This window comes from Streptococcus equinus (assembly GCF_049393805.1).
In the GTDB taxonomy this organism is placed as follows: Bacteria; Bacillota; Bacilli; order Lactobacillales; family Streptococcaceae; genus Streptococcus; species Streptococcus equinus.
Genome location: NZ_CP185763.1, coordinates 1,898,442 through 1,911,598, shown reverse-complemented (window position 1 = coordinate 1,911,598; position 13,157 = coordinate 1,898,442). Strand labels below are relative to the sequence as shown.

Annotated in this window: 13 protein-coding genes; 8 read left to right on the top strand and 5 right to left on the bottom strand. The window is 34.9% G+C overall.

Going from position 1 to position 13,157, the window contains the following annotated elements; translation table 11 throughout:
- Positions 1 to 12 precede the first annotated feature (12 nt).
- From ACN0NP_RS09425 to ACN0NP_RS09390, 8 genes are all read left to right on the top strand, one after another.
- Positions 13 to 678: a SatD family protein gene (locus ACN0NP_RS09425; protein WP_287969094.1), complete on the top strand. Its 666-nt coding sequence runs from the start codon at positions 13 to 15 to the stop codon at positions 676 to 678.
- Positions 678 to 1,400, top strand: coding sequence for a DUF3307 domain-containing protein (locus ACN0NP_RS09420; RefSeq protein WP_423217257.1), 723 nt, complete (start codon positions 678 to 680; stop codon positions 1,398 to 1,400). Before ACN0NP_RS09425 ends, ACN0NP_RS09420 begins: the two co-directional genes overlap by 1 nt.
- A gap of 185 nt (positions 1,401 to 1,585) precedes the next feature.
- Positions 1,586 to 2,923 (top strand): methylenetetrahydrofolate--tRNA-(uracil(54)-C(5))-methyltransferase (FADH(2)-oxidizing) TrmFO, encoded by a 1,338-nt coding sequence (gene trmFO / locus ACN0NP_RS09415; RefSeq protein WP_045797924.1) that lies wholly within the window; start codon positions 1,586 to 1,588, stop codon positions 2,921 to 2,923.
- A 27-nt stretch (positions 2,924 to 2,950) separates the two neighbouring features.
- Positions 2,951 to 3,772 carry a sugar phosphate isomerase/epimerase family protein gene (locus tag ACN0NP_RS09410; protein WP_423217256.1) on the top strand — a complete coding sequence of 274 codons (822 nt, stop codon included), beginning with the start codon at positions 2,951 to 2,953 and terminating at the stop codon, positions 3,770 to 3,772.
- A 435-nt stretch (positions 3,773 to 4,207) separates the two neighbouring features.
- Entirely contained in the window at positions 4,208 to 4,960 is a 753-nt protein-coding gene (locus ACN0NP_RS09405) for an ABC transporter ATP-binding protein (RefSeq protein WP_033152622.1), read from the top strand.
- 1 nt (position 4,961) lies between these two features.
- Complete coding sequence (locus tag ACN0NP_RS09400) at positions 4,962 to 6,947, top strand: FtsX-like permease family protein (RefSeq protein WP_423217255.1); 1,986 nt, start codon at positions 4,962 to 4,964, stop codon at positions 6,945 to 6,947.
- Between the two features lie 100 nt (positions 6,948 to 7,047).
- Positions 7,048 to 7,710 carry a DNA-binding response regulator gene (locus ACN0NP_RS09395; protein ID WP_024344090.1) on the top strand — a complete coding sequence of 221 codons (663 nt, stop codon included), beginning with the start codon at positions 7,048 to 7,050 and terminating at the stop codon, positions 7,708 to 7,710.
- Entirely contained in the window at positions 7,707 to 8,651 is a 945-nt protein-coding gene (locus ACN0NP_RS09390; protein ID WP_423217254.1) for a sensor histidine kinase, read from the top strand. The genes ACN0NP_RS09395 and ACN0NP_RS09390 overlap by 4 nt, the downstream gene beginning before the upstream one ends.
- Positions 8,652 to 8,811: 160 nt before the next feature.
- On the opposite strand, the gene xerS is transcribed toward ACN0NP_RS09390, so the two are convergent.
- From xerS to ACN0NP_RS09365, 5 genes are all read right to left on the bottom strand, one after another.
- Entirely contained in the window at positions 8,812 to 9,882 is a 1,071-nt protein-coding gene (gene xerS, locus ACN0NP_RS09385; protein ID WP_423217253.1) for a tyrosine recombinase XerS, read from the bottom strand.
- 537 nt (positions 9,883 to 10,419) lie between these two features.
- Positions 10,420 to 11,802 carry an ATP-binding cassette domain-containing protein gene (locus ACN0NP_RS09380; protein WP_423217252.1) on the bottom strand — a complete coding sequence of 461 codons (1,383 nt, stop codon included), beginning with the start codon at positions 11,800 to 11,802 and terminating at the stop codon, positions 10,420 to 10,422.
- A 4-nt stretch (positions 11,803 to 11,806) separates the two neighbouring features.
- Positions 11,807 to 12,223: an energy-coupling factor transporter transmembrane component T gene (locus ACN0NP_RS09375; RefSeq protein ID WP_423217251.1), complete on the bottom strand. Its 417-nt coding sequence runs from the start codon at positions 12,221 to 12,223 to the stop codon at positions 11,807 to 11,809.
- A gap of 15 nt (positions 12,224 to 12,238) precedes the next feature.
- On the bottom strand, positions 12,239 to 12,466 hold the full coding sequence (locus tag ACN0NP_RS09370; RefSeq protein ID WP_423217250.1) for a hypothetical protein: 228 nt from the start codon (positions 12,464 to 12,466) through the stop codon (positions 12,239 to 12,241).
- A 97-nt stretch (positions 12,467 to 12,563) separates the two neighbouring features.
- Positions 12,564 to 13,151, bottom strand: coding sequence for an MptD family putative ECF transporter S component (locus tag ACN0NP_RS09365; protein ID WP_423217249.1), 588 nt, complete (start codon positions 13,149 to 13,151; stop codon positions 12,564 to 12,566).
- Positions 13,152 to 13,157 lie beyond the last annotated feature (6 nt).

Below are 13,157 nucleotides of genomic sequence, written 5' to 3'. Positions count from 1 at the left end.
GAGAGGTGGCCTATGAATTATTTTGCAGTAATTGGCGATATTATTGATTCAAAAAAAATTAATAACCGCTATCAAGTCCAAAAAACGTTAGAAACTTGCTTAAATGATTTAAATAATGAATATCAAGCCGTTTTAGTATCCAAATTCTCTATTACACTTGGTGATGAATTTCAAGGATTACTTAGCCTTGATGCTCCACTATTTCAAATCATTGATCGTATCAATCTAGCTATGCAGCCTTATCAAGTACGGTTTGGAATTGGTTTAGGAAAAATTTTAACAGACATCAACCCGGAACTAAGTATTGGTGCAGATGGTCCAGCTTACTGGCATGCTAGAAAAGCAATTAATTATATTCATCAAAAAAATGACTACGGTAACACGCAAATCGCTGTTTATTCTGACAACGATGAGAAAATTAGTATCATCAACACCTTAATTGCAAGCAGCGAAGCTATCAAATCTGACTGGCGAGCAAGTCAGGAAATGGTTTTAAAAGAACTTCTAAGTATGGGAATATATGATGAGCACTTTGACCAAAAACAGTTAGCTAAACGTCTAGAATTATCAACTAGCGCTCTTTCAAAACGCTTAAAAAGCAGCAACATCAAAATATACTTACGTGCTCGAAATGCTGCACTACAGGCACTAAAACACATCGGAGAGGAACTAGATTAATGCCAATTACAGGACTTTCACACTATTTAATCCAAAATCCTACACTGACTTTACTATTGATTTGTCACTTTTTATCGGATTTTCAACTTCAAAGTCAAACTGTCGCAGACCGTAAAAATACGGATAAGAAATATCTAATGATTCACTTATTTGGCGTTGCGTTCCCACTAATTCTTGTGACTTGTTTTTTACCAAACCTCTGGATGATTAGCTTGATTATTCTCTTTAGTCATGCTCTTATTGATTTTGGAAAATCTTATGCATCTAGTTGGTTGCGCTTAAGCGACATGCTAACTTTTCTTTTGGACCAGATGCTTCATATAGCAATTATTCTTTTTCTAGTGAAAAATAACCCTGCGGTAAATCTCATAGCGAGTGAACAAATAGGACAGATGCTCAATATGATTTTGTTTCTTGTATTGATTACTAAACCGACTAATGTCTTTTTTAAGATTTTCTTTCAAAAATATCAACCAAAAGACAATCAAAAAATGGATACTATTCCAGGAGCAGGAGCTACTATCGGACTATTAGAACGCATTGTAATGAGTATTTGTATCATTTTTAATCAATTCGCCTCAATCGGTTTAGTATTTACAGCAAAATCTATTGCGCGGTATAATAAAATTTCAGAAAGTCCAACATTTGCAGAATATTATTTGATTGGATCACTATTTAGTATTTTAAGTGTTTTGCTAGCTGCTTGGATTTGTTTGTTTTAGTCTTTTTTACATAACTTTAATTACGTATATCATTTTAAATATTTGTTTGTATTTCAATGATTTTATGTTATGATAGTCAAGTATTAAAAATAGAAAGATTCAGATATGGGAAATCCCCATGTCTGGAAGCGATGGTAGATTGGCTTATTTAGTCATTTTGGCGTCGTTTTGGAGGTATTAGTATATTGTCTCAATCATCATACATTAACGTTATTGGAGCTGGTTTAGCTGGTTCTGAAGCTGCTTATCAGATTGCTAAGCGTGGTATTCCAGTTAAACTTTACGAAATGCGCGGCGTTAAACCAACTCCGCAGCATAAAACTGATAAATTCGCTGAGCTTGTCTGCTCAAATTCACTTCGTGGTGACAGTTTAACAAATGCTGTTGGTCTTTTGAAAGAAGAAATGCGTCGCTTGGATTCTGTTATCATGAAAGCTGCTGAAAGCACTCGTGTGCCTGCTGGTGGTGCTCTTGCTGTCGACCGTGACGGATTTTCACAAATGGTAACTGATGAAGTTACAAACCACCCACTTATCGAAGTTATCCGTGAAGAAATCACTGAAATTCCTGATGATGCTATCACAGTCATCGCTAGTGGACCACTTACTTCAGATACCTTAGCTGCAAAAATCCACGAATTAAACGGCGGCGACGGCTTCTATTTCTACGATGCGGCAGCACCAATTGTTGATAAAAGTTCTATCGACATGGATAAAGTTTACCTTAAATCACGTTATGACAAAGGGGAAGCTGCTTACCTTAACTGCCCAATGACAAAAGAAGAATTCATGGCTTTCCACGAAGCTCTTGTCAATGCTGAAGAAGCTCCGCTTAATTCATTTGAAAAAGAAAAATACTTCGAAGGTTGTATGCCAATCGAAGTGATGGCAAAACGTGGCATTAAAACAATGCTTTACGGCCCTATGAAACCAGTTGGGCTCGAATATCCAGATGACTACAAAGGTCCACGTGACGGTGAATTTAAAACACCATATGCCGTTGTTCAACTCCGCCAAGATAACGCTGCTGGTAGCCTATTTAATATCGTTGGTTTCCAAACACACCTCAAATGGGGTGAACAAAAACGTGTTTTCCGCATGATTCCAGGTCTAGAAAATGCTGAATTTGTTCGTTACGGCGTTATGCACCGTAACTCATACATGGATTCTCCAAATCTTTTGACAGAAACATTTGCTACACGTCAAAATCCAAATCTTTTCTTCGCTGGACAAATGACAGGTGTTGAAGGTTATGTAGAATCTGCTGCCTCAGGTCTTGTAGCTGGTATTAATGCTGTGCGTCGTTTCAAGGGTGAAGAACCAGTTATCTTCCCTCAAACAACAGCTATCGGTGCATTGCCTCACTACATCACTCATGCTGAAAGCAAACATTTCCAACCAATGAACGTTAACTTTGGAATCGTTAAAGAGCTTGAAGGACCACGTATCCGTGATAAAAAAGAACGTTACGAAAAAGTTGCTGAACGTGCTTTGAAAGACTTAGAAGAATACCTTAACGTTTAAACCTATTAATCAAAGAGGAGGTGCACAATGTTTCCAATTCAATTAGGATTAAAAGCAAGTTGCAATCCAGAACAAATGATGACACGTTTGAAATATCAGCCAGATGTTTTTGAATTTTTCACAAGTGAAAATGATTTTACGCCTGAAGGGCTTAAACAACTCGAAAATGCTGTTCAAACCGTAAGAAAATCTGGCATTAAAGCCATCGTACTTCATCATCCTATGAAATATCATGGACGCTTTTTAGAACTTGTCGCACACCCTTCAAATAACGCTGAATTAGTTGAATTTATTGATTTTTCAACAGAAAAATTGTTAGAAATCGCTGAAAAATACGATTGTAAAGTTTTAGTTCATGGTTCATACGAACTTCGAGAAAAAGATTTGTTAGAACCATTTAAAAGCATTGAAGAAGCAAGAGAATACTTGTTTTCTCGCATGGATTATCTTTGTAAGATTGGGCATGGTCGTATTATTTTTGAAAATGGTATTTCAATACTATATTCATATGGTAATCCAGAATTAGACCAAATTATTGCTAAAAAGGGCTATCAACTTGCTTATGATATTTCTCATGCCTTTATCTTTCTTCATGGTGACAACAAAGCCCTGCAAGAATCTCTAAAAGTCTTGAAAAATAACATTGTTCATTATCATTTAGTAGATTCATTTGGAAAAACACATGACAGCTTGACGCTCGGGCATGGAAAAGTTGATTGGGCGAAAGCTCTGCCATTCTTTAATGAAAAGGCAAGTAGCATATATGAAATTAATCTAAAAGATCTGACAAACCCAGTTGAGCAACTAGAAAGTCACGACTACCTCAAAAAAATCGCTAGTCAGCTATAATGACAAGTCCAGGACTATTAAAGTCTTGGACTTTTTTCTTACATTTTTGTAAGTTTTCTCCCTGAAAGTGTAAGAATAAGAGCCTTTGTTTTCGATAAAATAAAGATGTCAAGAAAGAAGGAGTAGCAGTATGGCTGATAATATCAAAAAACACATCACTTTATGGAATACTTTTATTGTTTGGCTTATGTTGCTCTTTTTAGGTTCCATCATTTATATCATTTTCTATGCACTTGGCATTAAAAAGTAGAAGAAGGAGATTATTATGATTGAATGCTATAGTTTAATAACAATTCTATCAATCATCGTAGGAGGAGTAGCTAGCCTAGCACTTTGGTACTGGAGTGGTAGAAGACCACCAAAAAAGACTTGAAAAATAAAAGCAGAAGTAGAGTTCCTAAAATAAAAAAGCTATAATGAAACAAAGGAGAAATTATGTTACTAGAAATCAATCACTTAGAGAAAGTTTTTCGCACGCGCTTTTCAAAAGAAGTGACGCGCGCACTGCAAGACGTTGATTTTAAGGTTGATGAAAAAGAATTCATCGCAATCATGGGAGAATCCGGATCAGGTAAAACAACCTTGTTAAATATTTTGGCAACACTTGAAAAGCCAACAAACGGATCAGTTTTCCTAAATGGTCAAGAAATTACAAAAATAAAAGAAAGTAACTTAGCCGACTTTCGCTTAAAAAACTTAGGATTTGTTTTCCAAGATTTTAATTTGCTGGATACATTGTCTGTTAAGGATAATATCTTTTTGCCTTTAGTACTTGGGCGTGTTAACTATCAAGAAATGGAAAAACGCATTGCAGTACTCGCTCCTAAATTACACATAGAAGAGCTGCTTGAAAAACGTCCATTTGAACTATCTGGTGGTCAAAAACAACGTGTTGCTATCGCTCGTAGTTTGATAACAAATCCGCAACTTCTTTTAGCTGATGAACCAACAGCAGCACTAGACTACAAAAATTCAGAAGATATACTAAATCTTTTTGAAGAAATCAATAACGATGGTCAAACACTTCTTATGGTAACTCACTCAGCAAATGCAGCAAGCCATGCCAAACGTGTGTTGTTCATCAAAGACGGTCGTATTTTCCACCAAATTTACCGTGGAAATAAAACCAATCAAGAATTCAGTAAAGACATTTCACTCGCGATGACAGCCCTTCTAGGAGGTGAGTAAGATGTTCTATGCTAAATTAGCTTGGTCAAATCTCAAAAAATCATTTAACATCTTTGCCCCATTTTTACTAGCAAGTATTGTACTGTTTATTCTAGATTGTTCTACACTATTGATTCTTTACAGTCCAGTCTCTGATGACATGCAGTATAGCAATTCCGTTCTTGGTCTTGCAATTATTGTCCTAATGATTTTCACAATCATCATGGAAATTTATAGTTACAATTTCTTGTTAAAGCAGAGAAGTAAAGAATTTGGTCTATATAATATCTTAGGGATGAATCGTAAGCAGGTTAGCTTAGTATCAACGATTGAATTAATTCTGTCATTCATTGGTATTATCATACTAGGTAGTGTGCTGTCCGCAATTTTTTCTCAGCTTTTCTACCTCATCTTTGTCAACCTGTTACATTATGATAAGCTCATTTTGTCTTTATCACCTGTAGCATTTATCCTAAATATCGTTGCATTTGCGGTAATTTTTGCCCTACTAGAAATCGTAAACCTCATCACCATTCATCGTTCATCACCTCTTAGTTTGTTTAAACGCCAAGAAAAAGGTGAAAAAGAACCCCGAGGCAATATCATTTTTGCATTACTCAGCCTTATTTGCCTCGGTTCTGGTTATTATCTATCAGTAACTTCTGAAAAAATAGCTGCGCTAGTAGTTGTATATCGTTTCTTTATCGCAGTAGTTTTAGTCATTATTGGTACCTATCTCTTTTACATTAGTTTTATGGCATGGTACCTAAAACATCGTCGCAAAAATAAAAAATATTTTTACACGCCCGAACATTTTGTAACAACTTCACAAATGATTTTCAGAATGAAACAAAATGCAGTTGGTCTAGCTAATATCACGTTACTTGCCATCATGTCTTTTGTAGCGATTGCGACAACAACGTCATTGTACGTCAGTGGACAAAATCAACTTGATACCTTGTTTCCTGAACATACACAGATTACGTTAACTAATTACATTAACTCAAATGACGATTCAAAAACACTCACTGAAGGTGATTTCACTGATATTCTCAAAAGACAAGTTAGTGATAAACTCGGAAAATCAAATGATGATTTTCTAACTTATCAATCCGATATGGCAGCTTTCTCTGTTCCGACAGAAAAGTCAATGAAACTTACAGATAATGATGTTAAACATCCTAATATCAATGCATTTGGATCTGTTTATATGACAACACAAGATGATTTCAGAGCGCTAGGGAATGATACTCCAATACTAAAAGACGGTCAAATCGCTTTTTTCAAACAAAAAGGAGATAGCCAACTTGAGAGATTAACTTTATTTGATAAGACATTTAAAAATGTTAAAAACTTCAAGTCAGCAACATTCCCAGAATTCGGAAATTCTTACAATCCATGTGTCATCATCTTTAGTAGTGATTCAGAATTAACAGAAGTTGAGAACCTTTTTAAGGCGCATCATATGCCAATGCAAGAGAACTTAATTGCCTATGGTAATTTGACAAAAAATGAAGTTAGCCAAATCTCTAAAGATTTGGTATTGCCTGACGATGATGTTCATCAAGAAGTTCAAGGTATCGTTGAAACGAAAGAAAACTTCAGAAATGAAATGTATGCTATTACTGGAGGATTCCTCTTTACAGGATTCTTACTTGGCCTTAGCTTCTTACTTGGCGCCGCCCTAATCATCTACTATAAACAATTAACAGAAGGAATCGAAGATAAAAAATCATACAAGATTTTACAAGAAGTCGGTATGAGTAAAGAAGCGGTGAAAAAAGCCATCAATTCACAAACCTTACTTGTTTTCTTCATGCCACTTGGAGTTGCAATTGTGCACTTTATCTTTGCGTCAACAATGTTAAAACAAATGCTCTTACTCTTTGGTGTAACTGGCTCAAGTATGATTATTGTGAGTGGTATTACAATACTAAGCCTCATTATCATTTACTTCTTAATCTATAAATTTACTAGTCGAACATATTACAAAGCAATCGAGCGCTAATCATAAAACTACTCTTTTAAATAAAAACTCCAAAAAAATTTTGATAAGAAAGTTCAGCAAAAAATGGTCGTAATGACCATTTTTTGCTAAAATTGAAAATATGAAACAAGGAAAAATTTATATTGTCGAAGACGATCAAACCATTGTAACTTTGCTAAAGCAGCACTTAGCTAAATCCTACGACGTTTTTAGTGTCAACAATTTTCGTGCTATTAAGCAAGAGATTGAAGAAATAAAACCAGATCTTATTTTGATGGATATTACACTGCCTTACTTTAATGGCTTTTACTGGACGACCGAAATCCGTAAAACCATGACTTTACCTATTATTTTTATCTCTTCAAGCGATGATGAAATGGATACTGTCATGGCACTTAACATGGGAGGAGATGATTTTATCTCTAAACCATTCTCTCTAACTATTTTGGATGCCAAGATTTCAGCATTTTTGCGTAGAGCATACCAGTTCACTTCTGATAACTATCAACTTGATGAGTTTTCACTGTCACGTGATGGTATTTTGTCAAATGGAAGCGAGCAAATTAATCTTTCTCCAACAGAAAATAAAATCCTAAGCATCTTGTTTGAGCGTCAAAATCAAGTCGTCCCAAAAGAAGAATTGCTAGAAAAACTATGGGAGAACGAAAGTTTTATCGACCAAAATACTTTGAGTGTTAACATGACACGCCTACGTAAAAAAGTGCAGCCAATTGGCTTTGATCGCATCCATACCGTGAGAGGAGTAGGGTACCTTCTAAAATGATCCAAAAATTTTTTAAAGAATATAGTATTTGGTATTTGAATTATGCTATATTAGCAAGTCTGTTTCTAATAACATTTTTCCTATTTCATTTACCACTGGCATATTTTGAAGTCAGTTTTAGCCTTAATATTACAATACTGATTTTCATCAGTATACGACAATACTGTAAATTTAAGAAAAAACAAGTAATTTTACAACAATTTATTTATGTAAAAGAATTAGATGACTTTAACTTGCCATCTGAAGAAGCATTTAAAAACATTATTTTTAAGCAAAAAGAAGAACAGGCAACTGAGATTTTAAATCTTAAAACACAAATCGAAAACACCCAAGATCTGATTAAAATGTGGTCGCATCAGATGAAAGTCCCTTTGTCAGCATTATCTCTTATGGCTCAAACAAATCAACTTCAACAAAAAGAGGTTGAACAACAACTAAATCGACTCCAAAATTATTTATACACTCTGTTAAACTATTTGAAGTTTAATCAGAATAAAGATGATTTTCGTTTTGAAAAAATTTCAGTTAAAGATTGTGTAACTGAAATTGTAAAAAAATACCGCGTTTCTTGTCTACTAAAGCATCTTTCAGTAGAAGTTAATGGTGATTGGCAACTCAACTCAGATCGCAAATGGATAAATTTTGCTCTGACACAGCTTATTGATAACGCCATTAAGTATTCAAAAGATGGCGGAAAGATTTCTATTCAAATATCTAAAGGTTGTATTGAAATATCAGACAATGGTATTGGCATACTAGAAGAAGATTTGCCACGAATTTTTGAAGAAGGCTTTACTGGTTTTAATGGTCACGAACATCAAAAAGCAACTGGTCTTGGTCTTTACATGACGAAACAAGTCTTAGATAGTCTTAATTTAAATATTTCTATCAAAAGTCAAATCGACCAAGGAACTCAAGTTTTCATTACACCTCAAAAATAAAAGCAAGACTATTTGTCCTGCTTTTATTTTTATCAAAATGTTTTTTGGAAAAGTAATTTTAAAAGGTGACAATAAAATACATATTTTTATTTATGTAAAATACAAATTCTAGTTTTATTTTCTGTAAAAACACCTGGTCTTTGATTGACCAGGTTTAATATTATAATTTGTCCAAAGCGTTTTTCTGCTCATCATTGACAATATGGGTATATAAGTCAGTAACTTGTGTACTTGCATGCCCTAATTGGTGGCTGACGAGTACTTGTGATTTAGTAGCCCCATACAATCTTGTTGCCAAAGTGTGACGTAGCTTGTGGGGTGTCACTCGAACTTTAAAGTCTTGTGAGTATTTAGCTACTAATTTTTCAATACTTGATGCATCAATACGATTTGGAACACCACGGTATTCTGTTAAAAATAGTGCTTGATCTTGTTTTTCTGCTTTATAACGAGGTGCACGAATTTTTAAGTATTCTTCGAGATATGGTTTAGCAAAAGCAGCAACGTTAACAGAGTCTCGTTTTCCACCTTTACGAGTGACTTCAATAACCATCATATTGAGGTTTAAGTCTTTTAAATCAAGATTAACTGCTTCAGAAAGACGGACACCAGAAGCAAGAAGAAGTGCAATAATAGCTAAATCTCGCTCCTTATTTTTCTGGAAGGAGGAGAGGGCACGGTGAGAGAGCTTATTCTGATATTCTTTGTCAATATACTCGATAAACGCCATCGTCTCATCTCCCAAGAATAGCTTTCCTTTGATGTTTTCAGCACGAGCAGCTAAAGTTTCTTTCTTCTTCTTAGTTGCAATCTTTTTCATGACATTTCGATAGAAGTAGGGGGCACCATTTTCATCCTCAACCTCTTCTGTTAGATATTTAAAAAGGCTTGAAAGCGCTGATAACGTGCGATTGATAGTGGTCTGAGAAACCCCTTTCTTAGTTGAATAGGTATTTAGCGAAGGTCGTTCACGCAAATAGAGAACGAAGGATTCCATATCTTTTTTAGACAAATGTTCTAAAGTTGTTAACTCAACGTCAGCAATTTTTTCAGCATTTGAAATTCCTGATTCAAGAATCCATTCAAAAAATCGTCTGTATTCCTTAAGATATTCGTACAAGGTTGTAAAACTATATGGCACAGAAAGTTTTGATTGGTAATAGTCAAGGACATACCAGGGCATTATTTTTTTTAATTCATCAATTTTTTCAAGTAATTTTTCACGTTTCATCTAAAAATCTCCACAGATGTCTTTATAATAGTAGTTTATCATAGACCGATTTGTTTTTCAAGAAAATTACAGTTTTTCGGAAAGATGTTATGGAAAATTTTAGAAAGAGCTGATTTATATTAAATTTATATTATCGTCAAAAACACTTGATTTTATGCGTTTTTCTGCTCATTAGTTTTTATTGACTACTTATTCTTCCTATTCTCATGCTCAAAATTTTTTTCGAAAAAATTTTCACTGGATAAATGGTAAATTGTCTTTAGCAAACCTTTATAAGGTAAAATTTTGACGATTTATCTGTTTTTTAGGTTTTATAGCTTACCTACTTTAAGTTTTTTTATCGTTTTTTTCGCATTTTTAGCTTTTAAAATGCCGTTTTTAGGCGTTTTTTTGGCTTTTCTTCGTGTCATTGATCATGAAATTTGCTAAAAATACCTTCTATTTTGGTTTTTTAGACTTGATTTTTAGTATTTGTAAGCGAATTCATCGTTTTTCACACATAAAAGAATCCCACAGCTTTTAACTGCGGGAATTTTTTTATTCGACAAGCTCAATGATATTGCCTTTGCAATTCTTGATTAATTCATAATCGTGCGTCACGACGATAATCGTTTTTCCGTTTTTCGCCATTTTTTGTAAGTCTTCAATCATTTTGTTCATTTGACCATGACATAAGCCGCTTGTTGGCTCATCTAAGACAATAATTGGTTTATTGGAAGCTTTTGCCATAGCTAGTAATAAACGTTGTTTTTCGCCTCCAGATAAGCTTTGCGGATGTCTATTTAGCTTGCTGATTAAGCCAAACTGCGTTAGAGCATCTTTTTTAGCTTGGTCACTATCACTAACTAGAGAGATTTCGGACCAGACAGACTCGGTAAAAAGCTGATAATTCACATCTTGAACGACCTCACTTAGCCATTTATAGCTTGGTTTGACGAGTTTCTTATCGTAGTATGTTTTTCCTTTGAATTTCTTATTTAACCCCGATAGGCATCTTAAAAAAGTTGTTTTCCCGATACCATTTTTCCCGATGATAAAGTTAATGCCTTGATCGATACCTAGATTGAAATCAAAAATTTTCTTTGGCTGGTCGTCGTGTTGATAGCTATAACGTTGACAAATCAACTTGCCATTTGCCTGATTTGAAGAGTATTTTGATTGTTTTTGGTACGAGCAAATCTTGATAAGCTCAGATTTGCTGATTTCTGTCAATGCGCGCAAATTTTTCGCTTGAATCAAGTCATCATTAACCGCTGAAATCGGATAAACATGCGCTTTATTGTCAGAAATAAGGACAAACTGGTCCATCAAGTCTTTCAGGTAATAAAGTCGATGTTCAGCAATGATAATGATTTTTCCAAGCTCTTTAAGCTTTATCAAAACGCGTTTAAAGCGAGAGATTGCCTCACGGTCCAACGATGACGACGGTTCATCAAAGAGATAAATGTCATTATCCATGCAAGCAACGCTGGTAATAGCAAGCAATTGCTTCTCACCACCTGATAAAGTAAAAATATCACGGTCAAGCAAATCCTGCATTTCTAATAAATCCGTGTAATAGTTGATACGATCAAAAATGTCTTTGGCAGAAATATTGCGATTTTCAAGCGCAAAAGCCATTTCATCTGTTGAATTGACTGCATAAAACTGTGTTTTAGGATTTTGAAAGACACTTGCAACTAAAGAACTTCTTTCTGCCATATCCAAATCAAGCAAACTTTTTCCATCATAAGTCATATCACCAGATAACTTAGCAGGCTGAAAATAAGGAATTACCCCATTAATCGCCTTCAAAAGACTACTCTTTCCGCAACCTGAACTCCCTGTTAAAACAGTAATTTCACCTGGTTTAAAACTTAAATTGATATCTTCTAAGATTGGCTGGTCATAAGTTAGTGAAAAATGGTTGAGTTTTAGCATAGTTTTAACTCCAAATCATTAAGATTAAAATGGTCAACATGGCAAACATCCAAAAATAATCAAGTAATCTCAAGCGACTCTTTGAAATACTTGAACGTTCCTGACCGACTGCCATACCTCTGGTTGTTGCCGAAATAGCCACATCATCTGCCGTGCGGGACAAACACATCAAAAGCGGAACAAATCGGTATTCAATCATGCGTAAAGGTTGACGGAAGAATTGACTAGTCACCAAACCCTGCAAGTACATAGCTTCCTTGATTTGGCGATAATCTTCTTTTACCGTATAAAAAAAGCGAAACATGACTGATAAAGGAATAATTAAACTATCTGGACACTTCATTTTCTTTAAAGAAGCTACTAAGTCGCTCATGGTTGTCGTTAAAAGACTGTATTCTCCCATGGCAAGCCCTGGTCCCATCCGTAAAACAATAATCTAAAAGAATAAAACAAATGATGCGCCAATGCCGCTAAACGCATGCAAGCCTGCATAGTATTGCAATACTAAAGCAAAAATCATTAAACTTGCTCCCTTAAGGGCTTTGCTTACTTTTCTTTCTAGCAGTAAAAAAGCATAAGGCAAAAAGGTTACAATCAAACCAATAATCGGGTAGCTTCTTTGCAAATTGCCAAATAGCAAAACAAAGGAAATGACAACTGTCATTAGTAATTTTGTTCGAAAATCTAACTTCATCTCATTCACTCTCAAAATGCATCTTGGCCGCACCAAGCGACCAAGTTTGCATTCATTTTTTTGTATTTTACGCCATTTCAAGTTTTTGGAAATGTTTTTTCAGCATCTTGACACCAATTGTTGCTCCTAGGTAACCACCTACTGCTCCTAGGGCAAGAACTGGGAAGAATGACCAATAAGGTAAGATACTCATCATTTTATCAGCGTAAGCTTGACCATAGCCTTCTTCGACCAAACGTTGCACATAGGCAGCCCTAGAAACATAAATCGGAATCATATTGAAACCAAATGATAAACAATAGACGGTAAAAGCCCACTTCGTGTGATTTACGCTAGCATAGCTACCTTTTTTCAAAATGTATTCGGCTACTAAAGACAAGAGTGTCATTCCTGGTAGGATATAAATTCCGTGACCTGTGACAGTAAAAACAAGTCCGATAATGACTCCCATGATTAAGACCATGCCAAAGCGATGAATCTTTGAGCTATAAAGCATAAAGACTGGACCTGCAAAAAGACCGCAAATGAAAGGGATAAATGGAATAAAGATTGGAATCAAACCAATCATACCGCTAGCAAAAATAGCGATAAAAACTAATAGTGAAAATAAACCAGCATTAATCAAATCTTTAACAGTGAAGGAATTTGTTTTCATCTTTTT